This window comes from Alcanivorax sp., assembly GCF_017794965.1.
Taxonomy (GTDB): Bacteria; Pseudomonadota; Gammaproteobacteria; order Pseudomonadales; family Alcanivoracaceae; genus Alcanivorax.
In genome coordinates this window covers 2,046,796-2,067,891 of the sequence record NZ_CP051240.1, presented here as the reverse complement: position 1 = coordinate 2,067,891, position 21,096 = coordinate 2,046,796, and the positions used below count along the sequence as shown (strand labels likewise).

Here is a 21,096-nt window from a genome sequence, read left to right as displayed (position 1 = left end):
TTTAATGCTCCACATCTGAACGTACTGGAGGAATTCGGGTGACATTACGGCGAGTTGTTATCACAGGGATGGGTATGCTGACCCCGCTGGGTGCTGATGTGGCTTCCACTTGGGAAGGCATCAAGGCAGGCAAGAGTGGTATCCGTACCATCGAACATTTCGATACCGAACCTTTTGCCACCCGCTTTGCCGGCCTCGTGCCTGAATTCGATATCTCTGAGTATCTGTCGCCAAAAGATGCTCGAAAGATGGATATCTTTATCCAGTATGGCCTGATTGCTGCCATCCAGGCGGTGCGTGACAGTGGCCTGGATATGGACAAGGAAGATGCGGAACGGGTGGGCGCAGCCATTGGCTCCGGTATCGGTGGTTTGACCAACATCGAAGACAACCACATCAAGATGCTTAACAGCAGCCCGCGCAAGTTGAGTCCGTTCTTCGTGCCCGGGACCATCATCAACATGATTGCCGGTAATCTGGCCATCATGTACGGCATGAAGGGGCCGAACTTCGCCACGGTCACGGCTTGCACCACGGGCACTCACAATATCGGTTTTGCGGCTCAGCAGATCCAGCTGGGGCAGGCTGACGTGATGGTGGCCGGTGGTGCCGAGAAAGGCTCCACCCCGCTGGGTCTGGGCGGCTTCTCTGCTGCCCGCGCGCTGTCCACCCGAAACGATGATCCCCAGGGGGCCAGTCGCCCCTGGGACAAGGACCGGGACGGCTTTGTGCTGGCCGACGGTGCCGGTGCTGTGGTTCTGGAAGAATACGAGCACGCCAAGGCCCGTGGCGCGACCATCTATGCCGAGCTGGCGGGCTATGGCATGAGTGATGATGCCTATCACATCACCGCGCCAGCCGAGGGGGGCGACGGCGCCATGCGTGCCATGCGCAATGCCCTGCAGAACGCTGGCGTAGCACCGGAAAAGGTGGATTACATCAATGCCCACGGTACCTCCACCCAGATGGGCGATCTGGCCGAAGTGGCGGCGGTGAAAACCCTGTTTGGTGATCATGCCAACAGCCTGTGCATGAGCTCCACCAAATCCATGATCGGCCATCTACTGGGGGCTGCCGGTGCCGTTGAGGCAATCTTGTCCATCCTTGCCATGCGCGATTCCATTGCACCGCCGACCATCAATCTGCACAACCCGGATGAGGGCTGCGATCTGAACCTGGTGGCGAATGAGGCCCAGCAGCGCGAGATCCACTACGCGCTGTCCAACTCCTTCGGGTTTGGTGGCACCAACGGGTCCCTGCTGTTCAAGAAGGTCTGACACGTGCCAGGGGGCCAGCAATGAACCGCTGTCATCCTGCCATGATCGACAGCCGTGACCGGGGCCTGGCCTACGGTGACGGCTTGTTCGAAACACTGCGTGTGGCCGCTGATGGCCGCATTCCGCTGTGGACCTGGCATCAGCAGCGCCTTGTCGCCGGGGCCCGGACGCTGGGAATCCCGGCGCCGGATGCAGCGCAGCTGGAGCAGGCACTGGCGCAGGCCCGGGTGCAGCTTCAGGGGCCCGGGCTGATCAAGCTGATGCTCACTCGGGGCGTGGGCGGCAGGGGCTATCTGCCGCCTGCGGATGCGCAACCGGCGCTGTTGTGGCAGACCGGCCAATTACCCGTCTGGTCAGAACAGGACCGTCGCGACGGGATTGTCATGGGGCTGTGTTCCCAACCGCTGCAGCGGGATCCTTTTGCTGGCCTCAAACACCTCAATCGCCTTGCACAGGTTCAGGCCCGGACCGAAGTAGCCCGCCAGGGCTGGCAGGAAGGTTTGTTGCTGTCATCCCGCCGTGAGCCACTGGAGGCCACCGCCATGAATCTGTTTGCCAGGTTTGACAGCGGTTGGTGGACCCCGGATCTGTCTGCCGCCAACGCGGGCGTGGCGGGCGTTATGCGGCAGTGGTTGATAGAGGATCTGGTCCTGCGCGGAGAGAGTGTACAGAGCGATCTGTTACCACTGTCACAGCTTCGCCATGCCCGTGGACTGTTTCTGGTCAACAGTGTTGTCGGTTTGCTCCCGGTGCGTAAACTGGCGCAATGGCAGTGGCCGGTGCCGGATGCGGTGCTGGCCCTGCAGGCCAGAGTGGATTCACTGTTTGAAGCCTGATCCGCTTTGCCGGGTTGCGCGCTGACAAGATCCGGCACCCCTGCTTTCAGTTTATTGCGTGCGCCCGATCTGTATGACTGCAGTGCTGGCCAGTGGCGTGCGTCTTGATTTCATGTTGATCTTCCAGGAACACCAACATTCCCGGTGGCTTTCCTGTTAACAGGCCCTACAATTCCGCTATGCGAAAAAAAATACGAGTCTTTGGTCTGCTGGTACTCCTGCTGGTAGCCGCTATTCCCCTGGCTGGTGCCTGGGTGACCAGTTACCTCCATCGCCCCCTGGGCGTGAGCGAACCCCAGGTAGTGGTGGTCGAGAAGGGAGCCGGTCTGAGCCGGGTGCTCTACAACCTGCAGCGAGACGGTTTGCTGGGCAATGACCACAATGCCACCTTGCGCCGTCTGGGTGCGCGCCTGTACAGCAGCTTCACAGGCATGGATGGCCGCCTGCATGTGGGCGAGTATCAGCTGGAGGAGGGCGACTCCCTGCTTGCCCTTCTGGAGAAGATGGACCGTGGTGAGGTATTGCAGCGCAGTGTGACGTTGGTGGAAGGCTGGAACTTCCGCGAATTGCGCGCCCGTCTGGCCGCCCTGGAAACGGTGACCCATACCCTTGAGGGCTTTTCTGACCAGGAAATCATGGAAAAGCTGGGACATCCGGATCGGCATCCGGAAGGCTGGTTTGCCCCGGAAACCTATTTCTATACCCGGGGTACCAGTGATCTCACCCTGCTTCAGCGCGCCATGGCCAGACAGCAGGAAGTGCTGGATAACGCCTGGGCCCAGCGCGCAGATGATCTGCCCTACGATGATCCCTACGACGCCTTGATCATGGCTTCCATTGTGGAAAAGGAAACCGGGGTACCGGAAGAGCGTGGCGAGATCGCCGGCGTGTTTGTTAACCGGTTACGCAAGGGCATGCGCCTGCAGACCGATCCCACGGTGATTTATGGCATGGGCGAAAAGTACGATGGCAACATTCGTCGTTCGGACCTGCGTCGCCACACGCCCTACAACACTTACACGATTTTCGGCATGCCACCCACCCCCATCGCCATGCCGGGCAGGGAAGCGATACTTGCCGCGGTGAATCCGCAAAGCACCGAGGCCTTGTACTTCGTGGCCAGAGGCGACGGCAGCCATTATTTTTCCCGCACCCTGGCCGAACACCAGAAAGCGGTAAGGGACTACCAGTTGAGGCGTCGTGACGGCTACCGCTCTTCGCCGGGAGCGGCCCAATGAGCGGTTACTTCATTACCCTGGAAGGGGGAGAAGGGGCGGGCAAGAGCAGTAACATGGCCTGGCTTGCCGAGCGACTGCGAGCGGCGGGCAAGACCGTACTGATGACCCGGGAGCCCGGCGGTACGCCGTTGGCAGAATCCATCCGTGAGGTGCTGCTGGCACCCGGTGATGAAGCCATGGCGGACAATACCGAGTTGTTGCTGGTGTTTGCGGCCCGGGCTCAGCATCTGGCTGAAAAGATCCGCCCGGCTCTGGCGCGGGGTGAGTGGGTGCTGTGTGACCGGTTCGTGGATGCTACCTGGGCTTATCAAGGCGCAGGTCGCGGCCTGGATCGTGATGCTATCGCGGCACTGGAAACCCTGGTGGTGGCCGCTAATCAGCCGGACATGACTATCCTCTTTGATGTGCCTGTGGACGAGGGCATGGCCCGGGCAGGCAAGCGCGCAGCGCTGGACCGTATCGAGCAGGAGGACAGGGTGTTCTTCGAGCGCATACGGCAGTGCTATCTTGAGCGGGCTGGCCAGCAGCCAGAGCGTTTTCGGGTGCTGGATGCCGCACAGTCTCTGGAGCGTGTGCGCGACCAGCTGGGTCCGTTGGTAGAGGAGATGCTGGCATGGCAGTAACCGCCCCGGTGCAGGTGCCTCTCCCTTGGCATCAGGACGAACTGGCCCGTCTGCTGGACCAGCACCGCCAGGAGCGCTTGCCCCATGCGCTGCTGATCAGTGGCCCCAGAGGGATCGGGAAGTTGCGTCTGGCCGAGTCGTTGGCCCAGACCCTGCTTTGCGACAGTGGCAGCGACTTCCCCTGCGGGAAATGCCAGGGCTGTCAGCTGAGCACGGCAGGGACCCACCCCGATTACCATCGCCTGAGCCCGGAAGAGGGCAGCAAGGTCATCAAAATCGATCAGGTCCGCCAACTGGTCAGCTTTGCCACCCGTACCGCGCAGTATGACGGATACCGTATTGCCATTGTGGCGCCGGCGGAAGCGCTCAACCGCAATGCCCAGAATGCCTTGCTGAAAACCCTGGAAGAGCCGGGGAGCAAGACCCTGTTGATGTTGATCAGTGACCAGCCCACCTTGCTATTGCCCACCATTCGCAGCCGTTGCCAGCAGCGCGCCTTGCCGCTGCCGGCACGGGAACAGTCGCTGGAGTGGTTGCAGGGCCAGGCCAGCGACCCGGCCTCCTTGCTGGACGCTGCCCACGGGGCGCCGCTACAGGCGCTGGCGCTGGAGCAGGCCGACTGGTTTGCTGAACGTTCGCGACTGCTAGAGACCCTGGTGTCTGTGGCAGAGGGACGTCAGTCTTCTGCCCAGGCGTCATCGGTGCTGGCAAAGCATGATCCCATCGAGATGGCCACGGTGATCTACGGCTGGCTCGGGCGAAGTCTCAAGCAGTCCGTCTCCGGTGAAGCCAGTGCTGATCCCCAGCTGGCGCCGCTGCTGGCACGACTGGCGGCGGCAGCACCTGCCGCCCGTCTGCTGCGAGCTGCCCAACGGGTACTGGAAGGACGGCGAGCGCTGTTGTCCGGTGCCAACCCCAACAAGGAGCTGCTCTACGAGCAGTGGCTGCTGGTGCTGACAGGCGTTGACGCTGCGCCTGTGGGCCACTAATCTTCTTGAAAGTTATTAATAATAAAGTCGTATCGGCTGCGGCCCGGCAGACCACAACGACCACGAGGAAAACCCCTATGAAGATGCCCGGCGGACGTAGCGGGATTCTTTCCCTGTCCATCAAGGACAAGGCGGTGCTGTACTCGGCGTACATGCCTTTCATCACCAACGGCGGGTTGTTTATCCCCACTGAGAAGCAGTACAAGCTGGGTGAGGAAATCTTCCTGCTGCTGAACATCATGGACGAGGTGGACAAGATCCCGGTGGCGGGCAAGGTGGTGTGGATTACCCCGAGAGGCGCCCAGGGTAACCGCAGTGCCGGTATCGGCGTACAGTTCTCCGACCAGGATGACACTGCCCGCGTGACCATTGAAAACCATCTGGCCGGTTCACTGGAATCGGATCGTCCGACGCATACGATGTGAGAGACGCAACACGCTTCACGCAACACGCAACAACGCGGAAAGAGTGTGTATCTAATTGACAATGCATGAGGCCGCGCCCGCAACCAGGGCGCGGCCTCATGCGTTTAAAAGCAGCTAAACCCTGATCCGTGTTGTTGCGTGAGGCGTGTTGCGTGATGCGGATCTGTTACAATCCCCGCCGTCAGAAACTTCGGAGCACCCCATGTCTGCTGCCACTTTTGTGGATTCTCACTGTCACCTTGATCGTCTTAATCTGGAGGCTCATGGCGGGGATTTTTCGGCCATGATGGCGGCGACGGAAGAGGCGGGTGTCAGCCACATGTTGTGTATCGGCGTGGATCTGGAAACCTTTCCGGATGTGCAGGCGCTGGCTGAGCAGTACCCGCAGGTGTTTGCCAGCGTTGGGGTGCATCCGCTCTACAAGGAATCCCGTGAGCCTTCTGTGGCGGAGCTGCTGGAAAGGGCGGCGCATCCCAAGGTGATTGCCATCGGCGAAACCGGGCTGGACTACTTCTATGCCAAGGAAGAGCGGGAATGGCAGAAGCGTTATTTTATTGCCCATATCGAGGCAGCACGGCAAACCGGATTGCCCCTGGTAGTACATACGCGGGGTGCCAAGGACGATACCCTCAATCTGCTCCGCGAGCATGGTGGGGGAGATGTGAAGGGTGTTTTGCACTGTTTCACTGAAGATCTGGATATGGCCCAGCAGGCCATCGAGCTGGGTTTTTATATTTCCATTTCCGGCATCGTCACCTTCCGCAATGCGCAATCCCTGCGCGATACGGTCAAGGCCCTGCCCATGGAAAAACTGTTGATCGAAACGGACGCTCCCTGGCTGGCCCCGGTGCCCTTTCGAGGCAAGCCCAACGAGCCGCGCTTTGTGGCCAATGTGGCGGAATGTGTGGCGGAACTGAAGGGCGTCAGTGTCGAAGAACTGGCCAGCATCACCGCCGATAATTTCTTCACCCTGTTCAACAAGGCGCAACGATGAACCCTTACCTGATACCTGCTCTGGCCGCGGTTGGCGGCGCTGTCCTGGCGGCATTTTTGGTATGGCTGCTGGAGCGCCGCCGGCAAGGGCAGCTCGCCATGCAATGGCAGGAAGAAAAGCACCAGCTACGCGAGCCACTGGCCCAGTTGCCGTTGCTGCGGGATCAGCTGGAGGTGGCAAGCCGCCAGCTGCGGGAGGCTGAAAGCCATGCCCGGCAACTGTCGGCAGAGAAAGCGCGCATGGAAGAGCGTTTGGCGGGGCAGGAAGAGAAGCTGGCCTTTGCCGAGAAAAGCCGGGAGCTACTCAAGCAGGAGTTCGAGAATCTGTCAGCGAAGATCTTCGAGCAGCGCAGCAAGCAGTTGCAGGAGCAGCAGCATCAGGGGCTGGATGGTGTGCTGAAGCCTTTCCGTGAACAGCTCACCGATTTTCGTCGCCGGGTGGACCAGATCCACAGTGATGAGACGCGAACCCAGGCGACCCTGATGGAGCAGTTGAGTCAGCTCAAGGGGCTCAACCAGCAGATGCATGAGGATGCCAAAAACCTTACAGATGCTCTCAAGGGCCAGGTCAAGACCCAGGGCAACTGGGGCGAGATGATCCTTGAGCGGGTGCTGGAGTCTTCCGGGCTGACCCGCGGGCGGGAGTATGAAACCCAGGTGAGTTTCAAGGACGAAAGCGGCCAACGGCGGCTGCCGGATGCGATTGTGCGTTTGCCAGAAAACAAGGATGTGGTGGTGGATGCCAAGGTGTCCCTGCTGGCCTATGAGCGCCTGTCTTCGGCCACAACCCAGGAAGAGCGGGAACAGGCGCTGCGCGAGCATCTGGCTTCTCTGAGAAGTCATATCAAGGGGCTGGATATCAAGGACTACAGTGGCCTTGAGGGTATCCAGAGCCTGGATTTTGTACTGTTGTTCATCCCCATCGAGGGCGCTTTCATGGTGGCCATGGAGCAGGACTCGAGCCTTTATACCGATGCTTTTGCCCGCAATATCGTGCTGGTGAGCCCCACCACGCTACTGGTGACCCTGCGGACCATTCAGAATATCTGGCGGTATGAGTACCAGAACCGCAACGCACTGGATATTGCCGATCGTGCAGGGAAAATCTGTGACCAGGTTTCACTCATTGATGAATCGCTCGGCGACCTGGGTGACAAGCTGGACAAGGCTCACAGTGCTTGGGAAACCACCCATAACCGCCTTACCCAAGGGCGCGGTAACCTGTTACGGCAGGCCAACCAGTTGATCGATCTGGGTGCCAAGGCGCGCCGGGCGTTGCCCCGCGCCGATGAGGACGAGCCCTCGTCCTGATCCCCTCCGGCCGCCCGGTTCCGGGCGGCTGTGCCCCTTAAAGCCCCAATGGTGAACAAATCAGCGTTGGCCTGACCCGTTATCCCTAAATCAGGTGGGGGAGGCACAGGCGTACGATGAAACCCAATGTTGCCATGTTCTCGTCAGGCGTCATGCATCTAGCGACCTCCGCGCTGGACCAAGACCGGGCCATTCTTCACATCGACCCTTTCCGCTAATGCGCGATGAATTTTTGATGTCGGTCAGCGTCCGCTGGCGGTGGTCTTTCCTTGTGATTTGCCGTTTTGTCCTGAGTGACCGGCTGGTCTGTCGAACAAGATTCAGCGCAAATGTAAAACATGACACTAATATGCAACAAGCTGAACTAAACAAAATGGCATCAAATGTTGTTCGAATGTGTCGCTATATGTCATGAAGCTGCGACGAAAATGGGCCAAACTGACGCGACTTGTCAGTCATGAAAAAGTAGTACGACGAGCGGTAGTATCAACATCTTAATAGAAGAACTGGATCACATTTAAAGTTCTTATGCCTTGGTTAGTATCTCCACGTAATGAATTGCTAGCCATAGGTATTGAATATGTATCGTTTGATGTTTGTTCTGTTTCTTCTGACGGGGCTCGTTCAGACGGTATCGGCACTCGACGCTCAGCCCCGCATCATCGGGGGACAGGATGTAACTACCGTCAGGCCGTGGATGGCCGAAGTGGAAATCAGCCGATCCGGGAATCCGGCAAATGCCACCACCTTGTGTGGCGGTACGCTGATCGCACCGCAGTGGGTGGTGACAGCGGCTCACTGTGTGGTGGGGGATACGGGGGCCATATCTGCGGATGTGCTGTTTGTCTCACTGGGCGGGACTAACCGACTGGGGAGTGCGCTGGAGCAGCATGGTATTTCCCGCGTGCTGGTGCACCCGTCCTACCGTTCTGACAATTATCACAATGATATTGCCTTGTTGCGTCTGGATTCAGTCAGTCAGCAGCAGACCATGGATCTGGCCAAGAAGGCGGTGGTCGACAGTCTTGCCGCTGCGCCCAAGGAATCCTTGCAGGCTCTGGGCTGGGGGTATACCAGCAATAATGACCCTGCGCTCTCTACCACCCTGCAGGAAGTACAACTGGACTACGTGTCTGACAGCTACTGTGCCAGCCAGTGGAGTCAGCTGTGGAACGGTCAGATCTGTGCCGCGGAAATGGACCCCGCGCCCCAGGTGCAGGATACCTGCCGCGGTGACAGTGGCGGGCCCCTGATCTCCCGCCAGGATGGCCAGCAATGGCTGGTGGGTATCACCAGCTATGGGCACGAAACCTGCGCTACCAGTGGGGTGCCGGCTGTTTATACCCGGGTCGACCGTTATCTGGACTGGCTGGAAAGTGCCACTTCCGGGCTGTTGGTGGATCTTGAAACCGTGGGTTTGCCCGAAAAGCATTATCAGGTCCCGGGCACGGCGCTCACCGTCAATGCAGGTCTGATCAACCGCAGTGTGATCAATGTGGCCACCAACGTGGGCCTGACTGTGAACCATGAACCGGGTCTGCAAGTCTCTGTGGCCGGCTGGCAATGCGCAGCTGTGGGCAGCTCCGAGACGCGCTGCTCCGGGGGCAATAACCTCTATGTAGGCGATGATCTTGGCGCCATTACCCTGAAGCTGGCCAATAATGGCAGCAAGTGGGCCGGTAACGTGAGCGTTCGTCCCTCCAGTGATGGCTATGATTATTTCAGCGTACCTTCCGAGAGTTTCAAGTTGGTGTTCAGCGATCAGCCGGACGTGGTGCTGGGGGTTTCCAGCCAACGTCGCGCGGATGGCCGGGTGGTGATGACCGCTCGCGTGGAAAATGCCGCCACCCACCGCTCCGCTTCCCGGGTCCGGGTAGGTTTTCAGATGCCGGACGGTTGGCAAGCTCAGGTGCCGGACGACTGCTACGGTTCTTCCCTGGTGCAGTGCGGCATGGGTGATATGGCGCCCGGCGCCGTTGCCGTCCAACAGCTGGTCATGGAAGGTTCTGGCAATGGCCTGGTGTCCATCAAGGTGTGGACGGATAACGGTGACTTCCCCAGCGGCGACAGCCAGGCGGCCAGTTATCCGGCTCTGGCACGTAGCGTGGCGAGCAATAGCGGCTCTTCGGCCGGGGCGGGAAATACGGGTGGATCTGGCGGTGGCGGCGGTGCGCTGTCCGGACTGCTGATGCTATTGCTGGCCGGGGGAGCCGCTCGCCGGCGGTTCAACCAGTGACAGGTGGCGCTGTCGCTCCGGCGCCAGCGCACCCTGATTGCCTTTCCAGGGCACGGCATCCATGCCCTTGGGGATCATGCCCAACTGGAAGGGCGCCTTGATGATTTCAAAGTAGGGGGAGTGATCGAAGTCCGCTGCAGTGACGGCCCGTGGTTGCAGGCGCAGCAATCTGGCGCCGGAGCCATCTTCCTTGACCAGGGGTAGAACCGGAAATTGTACAAAGCTGAAGGCATCAGAGATGACGGTGCCGCTCAGTGCCTTGATCAGTTCTCCCGCCCAGCGCCGGTAAAGTGCACTGCGCCAGCGCAACGGCATCCAGCGCCAGGGCACCAGTGCCATCAGGGACAGGGCTGCCCAGGAACGGCCCCCGCCAGCGCCGATACGGCTGATGGCATAGCGCAACACGTCCTGAGCTTCACTGTCACTGAGACCTTGAGCACGGCAGACGCGCAGCTGACGGCCTTCCAGCGCCGACAGGGGTTCCACGATCAGTCCACGTTCCAGGCTGGCATCAATCACCAGCTGGGTGTCGGGTTCGCAGGGGGTGTAATCCGCGAGCAGGGCGCGCAGGGCCGGGTCGGCCACATCATGCAATCTACCCACATACAGCACGGCACGGGCATAGCGGCTGTCGCCGATGACCTTGAAGGTGCGGTCGATGCTGCTGTGGCCGGAGACAAGGAGCACATCGCAGGATCGGATAACCGTACGCAGGCTGTCCAGATCCGCACTGGGCTGGCCGCTGTGGCTTTCATCTCGCTGGAGCTGGCGACAGCACCATTCATACACCGCCCGCTGTTTGCTCATTGACGCTCGCTGTTCATGGTTTGTTACAGAGTGTTGGCAGCTTACAACAGGCCCAGCGCCCGGTCGATGACCGAAAATGTTGTGTAGAAGTGGGGGGAGAAACGGATTCCGCCACCCCGTTCTGCACAAACCACCCCTGCCTGTTTGAGGCGCTGAAAGGTCTCTGCGGGGGTTTCATCCGGCAGGGAGAAGGTCACGATACCGGCCCGCCGGTCCGGGGCTGTGGGACTCAGCAAGGTGGCGCCACGGGCTTGCAGGCCGTCCAGCAAATGTTGAATGCGGGCCTGAAGACCTGCCTGCACGGTGTCCATGCCCAGCTCTTCAAACAGAGACAGCGACGCTTCCAGGGCATGCACGCCGAGCATGTTGGGGCTGCCGCATTCGAACCGTTTGGCATTGTCGGCAACCTGCCATTCCTGTTGGCTGTAGTCGCCGGCCCTGGCGATCATGTGCCAGCCATGCTGGCGTAACGTCAGAGCGGATTGCCGCTCCCGGCGACAATAAAACAGTGCCAGCCCTTCCGGGCCGAGCATCCACTTGTGGCCGTCAGCCACTACAAAATCGGCGCAGGCCTCACGGGCATCAAAGGGCAGGGCACCAAGAATCTGGATGGCATCAACACAGAAAAGGATATCCCGTTCCCGGCAAGCGCGGCCAATTCGCGCCATATTCATCAACAGCCCGGTACCGTATTGAACGGCCGACAGGGAAACCAGCCGGGTGTTCTCCCCAAGTGCATCAATGACAGCCTGTTCCGGGTCGGCCACATCCAGGTTGACCTCAACCACCTCGACACCCTGGCCAGCCAATGCCTGCCAGGGGATACGGTTGGAGGGAAATTCCTGATCACTGATGACCACCTGATCACCGGGCTGCCAGTGCAAGCCCTGGGCAATGACGGACAGACCCTCCGAGGTGTTCTTGAGCAGGGCGATTTCCGCGGTATCCACGCCACCGATCAACCAGGCCAGGCGTTCGCGCAGACGTTGTTCTACCTTGAGCCACTGCGGGTAGTCCCGGGCACCCACCCGGCAATTCATGTCGGCGAAGGCATGCACTGCCTGACGGGTGCGTTCCGGCCAGGGCGCAACAGCGGCGTGGTTCAGGTAGAGGAGGTCATCCTGTTGGGGAAATTCGGGGTGATCCGAGGCTGGGCTGCTCATGGCGACTCCTTTACGGGATAATCGGTGCAGACATGCTACCGGCCTTTGCACCGGGTAAACAGTTTCGCGGTATTGCGCCGTGCCGTATGCGTATAAAAAGGGAATACGTTAGAATTCAGTCATACCGGAAACCTGGACATCCAGAAAGGGTCTGATCCGGAATGGTTTGGGGCGGTGATGACGCTCTGCTGTGCTCAAGGAGAATTGGATGGGTGACCTGGAAAAAGCCACGCGTAAAGCGCAGGAATTTCGTCAGCGTGAACGGCAGATTCTTGATGCCGCTCTGGAACTGTTTCTGGAGGAAGGCGAGGACCGGGTGACGGTGGAGATGATTGCCGACCGGGTAGGTATTGGTAAAGGCACCATCTACAAGCATTTCGAGACCAAGAATGAGATTTACCTGCTACTGATGATCCGCTACGAAGAGGATCTGGCAGAGGTGTTCAAGCAGATCTCCGACGCGGACAACAAGGAAAAGCTGGTTCGCGAGTACTTCCGTTTCCGTATTTCCGATCCCAAGCGCTATCAGTTGTTCGACCGGCTGGAAAACAAGGTGATCAAGGATCATGCCTTGCCGGAACTGGTGGAAAAACTGCACAGCATACGGGAAGCCAACTTTGCCCGACTCACCGATATTGTTGAAGCGCGGGTGGCAGAAGGGTCACTGGAAGACGTGCCTCCGATTTACCACATCTGTTCTGCCTGGGCGCTGGCCCACGGCGCGGTGGCACTGGTTGAGTCTCCCTTCTATCAGCGTCTGATCGAGGACAAGGAAGAGTTTCTGGATTTCCTGATCGAAATCGGTATTCGCATGGGCAACAAGGGGCAACGAGGTCCGCGATGAGCAGGACTGACGAGCTGCTGTCGTTACTGGAAAAGGCCGATAAGGATGGGCAGGGTCTCCCCCCGGTAGAGCAATGGCAACCCGAACGGCATGCGGATATCGACATGCGTATCGCCCGTGATGGTACCTGGTTTTATGAAGGCTCGCCCATTGAGCGTGAACGGATGGTGGCGCTTTTTTCCACCATCCTGCTACGCGAAGGGGAGGACTACTTCCTGATCACCCCGGTAGAGAAGCTGCGCATCCAGGTGGACGATGCCCCCTTCGTGGCTGGAGAGGTCCAGCGAGTGGAGGGCAAGCTGGTCTTTACCACCAACGTGGGCACCCATGTGGTGGCCTCTGCAGAACACCCGATCCGGGTGGAAACCGACCCGCAAACCGGCGAACCATCCCCCTATATTACCGTACGCATGAATCTCGACGCCCTGATCGGCCGTAGTGCTTTCTATCAGCTGATTGATTGGGGTACGGAAGTGGAAGGTAGGTTAGTGGTTGAGAGTGGTGGGGAGAGGTTTGAACTGGGTGCTCTGGAAGAATGAATAATTAATAATGAATAGTTAATAATGTCGCGAGACGGGTTTTCGTGTTTTGAAACGCATGAGGCCGCGCCCAGGGTTTGGGCGCGGCCTCATTGCTTGGTATGAAGACAGTCGCTTTTCGCGCAGGTATTAATTATTAAGGTTCATTGCGGATTAGCGGGAAGTTGCGACTACCAAGGCCTTCCCGTCGGAGCGTCGGTTATTCGCTCCGCTCGGTCGCGGTGCGATTCCAGGCCAGGATCAAAAACGTTTTCACCACAGGGATCGCAGAGACCACTGAGGAACCCTATTGTTTTCACTCAGTGGTCTCAGTGACCTCTGTGGTAAAACTGGCTTTGCTGCTTGTGTGGGAAGTTCAGCAAGCTGAATCTCCCTCCAGGCATTGATTTCACCCAGGGCGAAGTAAAGTGCTGGAATCGCGCCGCGAGCGACGCTCCTACGGCAAAGGCTTTGTGTAAAACCTTCCCTCAAATCCGCGATGAACCAATATTTAGAAGTACCTTAATAACATCGCGAGACGGGTTTTCGTGTTTTGAAACGCATGAGGCCGCGCCCAGAGTTTGGGCGCGGCCCCATTGCTTGTATGAAGACAGTCGCTGCTCGCGCAGCTATTAATTATTAACTATTCATTATTAATTATCCTGTCGTTCACTGATTCAGGCTGACGCTAATCAACAACAACATCACCAGTACCACACACGCCCCTTTCCACAACCTCAATTCACTCACGCTATTGTCCTGGACCGGCTTGCTGTTTCGGACCGGGCGGCGCAGGGCGTCGCGGAATTCGGCGGCGTCGGCAAAGCGTTGGTTGGGTTGGCGCTGAAGGGCAATCTGCAGCACGTTGTTGATCCACAGGGGGATGAATGCATTCAGTCCCTGCAGTGGGGGCAGCGGTTGGTGGGAGGCTTTTTCATACCGCCCCTGCCAGGGCAGGGCCCCGGTCAGCATCTCATGAATAATCACGCCGGCAGAGAAAAGGTCGCTTTGTTCGGAGGGGGGGCTGCCTTCGACCAGCTCCGGTGCGCTGTAATCCCGGGTGCCCAGGGGGATATCGGCATTGATCTGTTCCATACCACGGCAATGGCAGCTGCCGAAATCCACGATACGCACCAGGCCGTTACTGTCCACCATGATGTTTTCCGGCTTCAGGTCGCCATGGATCACATCCGCACGGTGCAGTGCACGAATACCGTTGAGCAGCTGGTCTGCCAGATAGAGTTTCTCTTCCACAGGCGCATCGGGATGATCGTTCAACCACTGTTTCAGCGTCACGCCGTCAATGAACTCAAGGCGTTGATACAGACAGCTGGGATTGTCATCAATGGGCAGGTAACGCAACAGGTGCGGGTTGCGCAAACGGTTGCCAACCCAGCCTTCCATGACAAACCGCTCCAGAGAGAAACGATCGTCTTCCAGATTGACCGAAGGCGTCTTCAACACGGAAGGGTTGCCGGTATCGTCTTCAACCAGATACAGGTGGCTGCGCACACTGGCGTACAGTTCCCGTTTCACCGTGTAGCCATCCAGACGCATCCCCGGGCTGAGCGGAGGGGGCAGGGGCAGGTTGCCGCGCTGGCGCAGTACCTCATCTGCGCCGGCGTCCGGCAGGGCATCCACCACCAGTATCTGGCAACTCAGATTATCATCACTGCCATTGGCAAGGGCGGCTTCTACCAGCGCCTGGGAGCACACTTCCGGTGTGCTGCTGCCGCGCAGAATGCCCTGCATGCGTGAACGGCTGAGAAAGCCGTGCACACCGTCACTGGTAAGCAGGTAGATATCACCCACCTGCAAATCACTGCTGCTGTAATCCACATCCAGACGGGTGTCACCACCCATCACTCGGGTGAGTACCTGGCGGTTGTCGCCGAGCATGCGGCTGTGGTCGCGGGTCAGACATTCCAGCTTGTCGTTGCGCAGCCGCCAAATCCGTGAATCGCCCACCTGAAACAGATGGGCAGTCTGGGAGCGGAGAATTAGCAAGGAGAGGGTGCACAGATGGCTTTCCCCTGCCAGAGTCTGTCGGCACAACCAGCGGTTGAGCGCTTCCAGTACTTTCTGGGCTGAGCGCGGGACGCTCCATAGCGCCGGTGTGGCGTAGTAGTCGCTGATGAATCCGAGCACGCAGGACTCTGCGGCTTCCCGGGCGGCACCGGCACTGGACAGGCCATCTGCCAGTGCCGCCACAATGCCTTTGGTGCGCATCAGGCTACCCTCGGGAATCTGCATGGCCAGGGCGTCCTGATTATGCAGCTTGGCACCGCTTTCACTGAACTGGCCAATGCGCACCCGCGGAGCGAGTTCGGGATCCGTTGTCGCGCTGTCCGGTTTGCTGGCCGTCAATGTTGCGTTCGCATCCATGGTCGATACCTGTGTTTATCCCTGAACAGGCAGGCACTGAATACAGTGCCTGCCGCCCGGTTCAGCCCACCTTGATCAGCTGGACTTCGCCGCTTTCATCGATTTCGGCAATATGGCCTTTAGGCTCGTCCAGGAACTGCACGGCAACAAAGGCCACGGCGGCGCTGGCAGCGATGACCAGGAAGAAGGTGCTGGGGTCGACGAAAGTCAGCACGGTCAGGAAGATCACGGCACCGGTGTTGCCATAGGCGCCTACCATGCCGGCGATCTGGCCGGTCAGACGGCGCTTGATCAGCGGCACGGTAGCAAACACCGCCCCTTCGCCTGCCTGAACAAAGAAAGAGCAGCACATGGTGGCAATCACGGCCAGGGCCAGTGGCCAGGTGCTGCCGATCTGGCTCATCAGGCCGTAACCCACCATCAGACCGGCCAGCAGAATGATCAGGGACTTCTTACGGCCAAATTTGTCGGAGAGCCAGCCGCCCCCGGGACGTGCCGCCAGGTTCATGAAAGCATATCCGGAGGCCAGCAGACCGGCCATTACCGGTTCCAGTCCGAATGTGTCGGCAAAGAATAGCGGCAGCATGGAGACCACGGCCAGTTCGGAACCGAAGGTCACCATATAGGACAGATCAAGGATCGCTACTTGTTTGAAGCTGTAGCGGTCGTGTTCGCTGACCCCTTCTTTGAGATGGTCGCGATTGACCCGCCAGGCCTGGCCAATCTGGACGATGCCCAATGCCATGACCAGAGAGACCAGAACATACTGGGTCGTCGTGTCAAACAGCCCAAGATTGGTCGGACCAAGACGCCATACGATCACCAGCAGGGCGGCGTACAGCGGCACGCTCATGCCCAGATAGAAATACAGATCGCGTTTGGTGCTGACTTCAAGTGCAGCGCTGCGCTTGGGCTTGAAGTAGGAGGAACCTTTCGGAGTGTTGCGGGCTTTCCACAGGAAAAAGAAACCGTAAAGCACGGCAATCATGCCGGTGCTGGCAATGGCCCAGCGCCAGCCGTCTTCACCACCAAACAACATGGCAACGGTGGGCAGGGTGATGGCGGCGGCGGCGGAACCGAAGTTGCCCCAACCACCGTAGACGCCCTCTGCCAGGCCCACTTCATTGGCCGGGAACCATTCGCCGATCAGACGGATGCCCACCACAAAGCCGGCACCGACAAAACCCAGCATAAGGCGGGTGATGGCCAGCTGTTCGAAGGTGGTGGACATGGCAAACGCCCAACAGGGAACAGCGGAGATGATCAGCAAACAGCCAAACACCTTGCGCGGACCGAAGCGGTCTACCAGAGAACCGATAATCACCCGGGAGGGGATGGTCAGTGCCACGTTAAGAATCAGCAGGGCCTTCACCTGTTCGGTGGTGAGGTCGAATGCCTCACGCAGGTGACCCATCAGTGGCGCATGGGAAAACCACACGACAAAGGTAATAAAGAAGGCGACCCAGCTCAGATGCAACAAGCGGATTCGCGGTGCAGAAAAATTAAGAAGATTTAGTTTGTCGGCGCTCATGATGGCTCCATCCACGGGCGGTTGGTCGATGCCATGGATATAGCAATAGCTGTGCCAACAGGTAACTTGTTGATATTTAAGTGAAAAACAAAATTTCATCGTCGCCTTTGCTTGTTTTGTGCGGGATGATGATGCTTTTGGCTGCATTATGGGGCGAAAAAAATGCACGTACCTCGTGCATTTTGGGTTTTTTCGGCAGATGCCTTATATCTGTGCCGAGTTCAGGCTCAAAAATTGTGCCCGGAAGCGAGTGCCGGGTTGAGGGGGTTGTGGCTGTCAGTGCCTAGAGTGAGTTGAAAGGCGCCGCAAAATTCGGGGTAAAAAATGGTTCATCGTGGATTTGCGGGAAAACAGGTTGGTCAGACGCCCGACCAGACTTCGCCACTTCCCTCAAATCTGCGATGAGCCTTTTTTGGGGCCGCTCTGCGGCTGCAGCACGCCCAGATAACACCGTAGGGCGGAAATCGGCGGAAGCCGATCTCCGTCGCATTTTCCATCATTGTCCCGCACCACAGGAAAGGCTCTGTCGGAGATCGCCTGCGGCGATTTCCAACCTACGCGGCTTCGCATCGCACACAGGCGTCCGATGCAACCCGGTATGTGTTCCTGTCGTCAGGCGTCTGGCGTCTGGCGTCTGGCTTCAAGCATGTGGCGGCCTGTGAGCGGGATTAAGCCGGGGACATTCATCTCATCGCCCCTTCCCGCTAATCCGCGATGAACCAAAAAATGCTGGTATATAGAAGGTAGGGGCAGAGCAGGGTGACTGTCATTGGTGCGAGCGTGGCGAGAGATGGGTTGAGGGTGGGATTTGTGAAGAGTGTGCCGGGCTGATGCGTGCGAATGAGTCATAAGGGTGCACGAAAAAGTGCATCTTAGCCGTGCACAAACGCATTAAATAAATGCATTGAAATGATGTTTTAATCGCGAAAATCACAATAATTACTTTAAAAACAATTAGATATAAAGTTGGCACAGGCCTTGCTCATGTAGCGGTGTCAGTTACGCACCGCGAGGGTGAGCCTTATGGCAAAGCAACAACTTCTTTTGATCGGCCACGGGATGGTAGGCCAGCGTTATCTGGAAGCGCTGGTTACCCAGGGTGGCCGTGAACAATTCGACATCACCGTACTGTGTGAAGAGCCGCTGCCGGCTTACGACCGTGTCGGGTTGACCAGTTATTTTTCCGGCAAGACTGCTGATGACCTGTCCCTGGTCCCGGAAGGTTTCTTTGAAGAGCACGATATCAGCCTGAAGCTGAAGACCCGTGCAGACAGCATCGATCGGGCTGCCAAGACCGTGACGACCAACACCGGTGAGACACTCTCTTATGACAAGCTGGTGCTGGCCACCGGTTCTTACCCGTTCGTTCCGCCGATTCCCGGCAACGATCGCGATAACTGTTTCGTTTACCGCACCATCGATGATCTGGATGCCATGATTGCCGCCAGTAAGGACGGCAAAGTAGGTACCGTGGTTGGCGGTGGTCTGCTCGGTCTGGAAGCGGCCAAGGCGCTGCATGACCTGGGGCTGGAAACCCACGTAGTGGAATTTGCTCCGCGTCTGATGGCCGTGCAGGTGGATGACTTCGGCGGTGCGCTGCTGAAAGACAAGATTCAGGAACTGGGCGTGACGGTGCACACCAGCACCGGCACCCAGGAAATTGTGGATGGTGAAAGCTGCAATCACCGCATGAACTTCGGCGACGACAAGCACCTGGAAACGGATGTGATCGTGTTCTCCGCCGGTATCCGCCCTCAGGATGCGCTGGGTCGTGCCTGTGAACTGGAACTGGGTGAGCGCGGCGGTATCGTGGTCAACGATCACTGTGTGACCTCCGATGATGACATCTACGCTATCGGCGAAGTGGCCCTCTGGAATGGCCGCATTTATGGTCTGGTGGCGCCTGGCTACCAGATGGCTGAAGTGGCCGCGGAACACCTGATGGGCAAGCAGGAAAATGCGTTCCTGGGTGCTGACATGAGCACCAAGCTCAAGTTGATGGGCGTGGATGTAGCCTCCATCGGCGATGCTCACGGCAACACTCCGGGCTGCCGCAGCACCGTGTTCATGGACCAGAGTGCCGGCATCTACAAGAAAGCCGTGATCAGCGAGTGTGGCAAGAAACTGCTGGGTGCCGTGCTGGTAGGGGATGCCGCCGATTACGGCAACCTGCTGCAACTGTGCCTCAACGAGATGGACCTGCCCGGCGATCCGGCGGCCTTGGTGGCGCCGGTGTCCGATGGCGCGCCGCTGCTGGGTGCCGATGCGTTACCTGATACTGCCCAGATCTGTTCTTGTAACAACGTGTCCAAGGGTGACCTGTGTGCCGCCATCGATGATGGCGCCATGACCGTGGGTGACCTGAAGACCTGTACCAAGGCATCGGCCACCTGTGGTGGTTGTGCGGCACTGGTGAAACAGGTGCTGGATAGCGAACTGGAAAAGCGCGGTGTGGAAGTGAACAACCACCTGTGCGAACACTTTGCGTATTCCCGTGAAGAAATCTATCACCTGGTTCGTGTCGGCGAGATCAAGACGTTCGATGAGCTGCTGGAAAAACACGGCAGCGGTGATGGTTGTGATATCTGCAAGCCCACCGTGGGCTCCGTGCTTGCTTCCTGCTGGAACGACTATGTGCTGGAGAAACCTCACGCGGGCCTGCAGGACACCAACGACTACTTCCTCGGCAACATGCAGCGTGATGGCACCTATTCCATCGTGCCCCGTGTGGCCGGTGGTGAGATCACCCCGGACAAGCTGATCGTGCTCGGTGAAGTGGCCAAGAAATATGACCTCTACACCAAGATCACCGGTGGTCAGCGGGTCGATCTGTTCGGTGCCCGGGTGGATCAACTTCCCGAGATCTGGAAGATCCTGGTGGATGCCGGTTTCGAAACCGGTCACGCCTACGGCAAGTCCGTGCGGACTGTGAAATCCTGTGTAGGGTCTACCTGGTGTCGTTATGGCGTACAGGACTCGGTGGGCACCGCCATCCAGATTGAAGAACGCTACAAGGGCTTGCGCAGCCCGCACAAACTCAAGTTCGCCGTCAGTGGTTGTACCCGCGAATGTGCTGAAGCGCAGAGCAAGGATGTGGGCGTGATCGCCACCGAGAAAGGCTGGAACCTGTATGTCTGTGGTAACGGCGGCATGCGCCCCCGTCACGCGGATCTGTTCGCGTCCGATCTCAGCGACGAAGAGCTGATCAAGTACACCGACCGTTTCCTGATGTTCTACATCAAGACCGCTGACCGCCTGCAGCGCACCAGCGTATGGATGGAAAACCTGGAAGGCGGTCTGGATTACCTGAAAGACGTGATCATCAATGATTCCCTGGGAATCGGTGAAGAACTGGAAGCGCAGATGAAGCATGTCATCGGCACTTACCAGTGCGAATGGAAGACCACCATCGAAGACGAAGAAGCGGTGAAACGCTTCAAGCACTTCGTCAACGATGATGCCACCGATGACAACCTCAAGTATGTGCGTGAGCGTGGCCAGCGTCGTCCGGCCTACGAGAACGAGCGCATCGAACTGGTCGAGGAGGCCTGATCATGAACAGTTCCGTAGCGGTGGAATGGAAAGCCGTTTGTCATGTCAGTGATGTGTTGCCGGGAACCGGGGTGGGTGTGCGCCTGCCCAGTGGTCAGGCCGCCTTGTTCTGCACCCGTGATGGCCAGTTCTTTGCGCTGGACAACATGGACCCGTTCAGCCACGCAAATGTGCTGAGCCGTGGGCTGCTGGGATCATTGGGCGACAGGAAAGTGGTCGCCTCTCCGATCTACAAGCAGCATTTTGATCTGGAAACCGGTCAGTGTCTCGAAGATGAAACCGTCACCTTGAATGTCTATCCGGTTCGGGTGGAAGGCGACGTCATCGAAGTTGCCACTTCGGCAGCTAACTGACCATTGAGGGCCAGG

General features: G+C 58.5%; 17 protein-coding genes. 13 read left to right on the top strand and 4 right to left on the bottom strand.

From position 1 onward, the window contains the following. Nucleotides 1-38: 38 nt before the first annotated feature. The 9 genes from fabF to HF945_RS09140 all read left to right on the top strand — a co-directional run bounded on the left by fabF (nt 39) and on the right by HF945_RS09140 (nt 9,928). Nucleotides 39-1,277 carry a beta-ketoacyl-ACP synthase II gene (fabF, locus tag HF945_RS09180; protein ID WP_290522314.1) on the top strand — a complete coding sequence of 413 codons (1,239 nt, stop codon included), beginning with the start codon at nt 39-41 and terminating at the stop codon, nt 1,275-1,277. 20 nt (nt 1,278-1,297) lie between these two features. Further along, nucleotides 1,298-2,113 (top strand): aminodeoxychorismate lyase, encoded by an 816-nt coding sequence (gene pabC, locus HF945_RS09175; protein ID WP_290522313.1) that lies wholly within the window; start codon nt 1,298-1,300, stop codon nt 2,111-2,113. A 179-nt stretch (nt 2,114-2,292) separates the two neighbouring features. After that, the gene (gene mltG / locus HF945_RS09170; RefSeq protein WP_290522312.1) at nt 2,293-3,351 is read left to right on the top strand and encodes an endolytic transglycosylase MltG; all 1,059 of its coding nucleotides are present in this window, start codon (nt 2,293-2,295) and stop codon (nt 3,349-3,351) included. Then, a complete protein-coding gene (gene tmk, locus HF945_RS09165; RefSeq protein ID WP_290522311.1) occupies nt 3,348-3,974 on the top strand; it encodes a dTMP kinase in 627 nt (208 codons plus the stop codon). Before mltG ends, tmk begins: the two co-directional genes overlap by 4 nt. Beyond that, entirely contained in the window at nt 3,965-4,963 is a 999-nt protein-coding gene (locus tag HF945_RS09160; RefSeq protein ID WP_290522310.1) for a DNA polymerase III subunit delta', read from the top strand. The genes tmk and HF945_RS09160 overlap by 10 nt, the downstream gene beginning before the upstream one ends. Before the next feature lie 77 nt (nt 4,964-5,040). Then, entirely contained in the window at nt 5,041-5,388 is a 348-nt protein-coding gene (locus HF945_RS09155) for a PilZ domain-containing protein (RefSeq protein ID WP_290522309.1), read from the top strand. A gap of 202 nt (nt 5,389-5,590) precedes the next feature. Next, entirely contained in the window at nt 5,591-6,382 is a 792-nt protein-coding gene (locus tag HF945_RS09150; RefSeq protein ID WP_290522308.1) for a TatD family hydrolase, read from the top strand. Beyond that, entirely contained in the window at nt 6,379-7,692 is a 1,314-nt protein-coding gene (rmuC, locus tag HF945_RS09145) for a DNA recombination protein RmuC (protein WP_290522307.1), read from the top strand. Before HF945_RS09150 ends, rmuC begins: the two co-directional genes overlap by 4 nt. Before the next feature lie 580 nt (nt 7,693-8,272). Next, the gene (locus tag HF945_RS09140) at nt 8,273-9,928 is read left to right on the top strand and encodes a serine protease (protein WP_290522306.1); all 1,656 of its coding nucleotides are present in this window, start codon (nt 8,273-8,275) and stop codon (nt 9,926-9,928) included. On the opposite strand, the gene HF945_RS09135 is transcribed toward HF945_RS09140, so the two are convergent. Continuing rightward, nucleotides 9,884-10,735 (bottom strand): hypothetical protein, encoded by an 852-nt coding sequence (locus tag HF945_RS09135; RefSeq protein ID WP_290522305.1) that lies wholly within the window; start codon nt 10,733-10,735, stop codon nt 9,884-9,886. The two genes, HF945_RS09140 and HF945_RS09135, sit on opposite strands and share 45 nt — an antisense overlap. 41 nt (nt 10,736-10,776) lie before the next feature. Further along, nucleotides 10,777-11,898 (bottom strand): aminotransferase class V-fold PLP-dependent enzyme, encoded by a 1,122-nt coding sequence (locus HF945_RS09130; RefSeq protein ID WP_290522304.1) that lies wholly within the window; start codon nt 11,896-11,898, stop codon nt 10,777-10,779. Nucleotides 11,899-12,106: 208 nt separating this feature from the next. On the opposite strand from HF945_RS09130, the gene HF945_RS09125 reads away from it, so the two are divergent. Both HF945_RS09125 and HF945_RS09120 read left to right on the top strand, forming a co-directional pair. Continuing rightward, nucleotides 12,107-12,742, top strand: a complete 636-nt coding sequence (locus HF945_RS09125) for a TetR/AcrR family transcriptional regulator (RefSeq protein WP_290522303.1) — start codon at nt 12,107-12,109, stop codon at nt 12,740-12,742. Further along, nucleotides 12,739-13,281: a DUF1285 domain-containing protein gene (locus HF945_RS09120; RefSeq protein ID WP_290522302.1), complete on the top strand. Its 543-nt coding sequence runs from the start codon at nt 12,739-12,741 to the stop codon at nt 13,279-13,281. The genes HF945_RS09125 and HF945_RS09120 overlap by 4 nt, the downstream gene beginning before the upstream one ends. A gap of 648 nt (nt 13,282-13,929) precedes the next feature. Here the strand turns inward: HF945_RS09120 and HF945_RS09115 are convergent. Both HF945_RS09115 and HF945_RS09110 read right to left on the bottom strand, forming a co-directional pair. After that, nucleotides 13,930-15,645, bottom strand: a complete 1,716-nt coding sequence (locus HF945_RS09115) for a bifunctional protein-serine/threonine kinase/phosphatase (protein WP_290522301.1) — start codon at nt 15,643-15,645, stop codon at nt 13,930-13,932. Nucleotides 15,646-15,706: 61 nt separating this feature from the next. After that, nucleotides 15,707-17,176: a NarK family nitrate/nitrite MFS transporter gene (locus HF945_RS09110; protein WP_290522300.1), complete on the bottom strand. Its 1,470-nt coding sequence runs from the start codon at nt 17,174-17,176 to the stop codon at nt 15,707-15,709. A 1,023-nt stretch (nt 17,177-18,199) separates the two neighbouring features. Between HF945_RS09110 and nirB the strand changes: the two genes are divergently transcribed. Beyond that, on the top strand, nt 18,200-20,728 hold the full coding sequence (gene nirB / locus HF945_RS09105) for a nitrite reductase large subunit NirB (protein WP_290522299.1): 2,529 nt from the start codon (nt 18,200-18,202) through the stop codon (nt 20,726-20,728). A 2-nt stretch (nt 20,729-20,730) separates the two neighbouring features. Continuing rightward, a complete protein-coding gene (gene nirD / locus HF945_RS09100; RefSeq protein ID WP_290522298.1) occupies nt 20,731-21,081 on the top strand; it encodes a nitrite reductase small subunit NirD in 351 nt (116 codons plus the stop codon). Nucleotides 21,082-21,096: the final 15 nt, after the last annotated feature.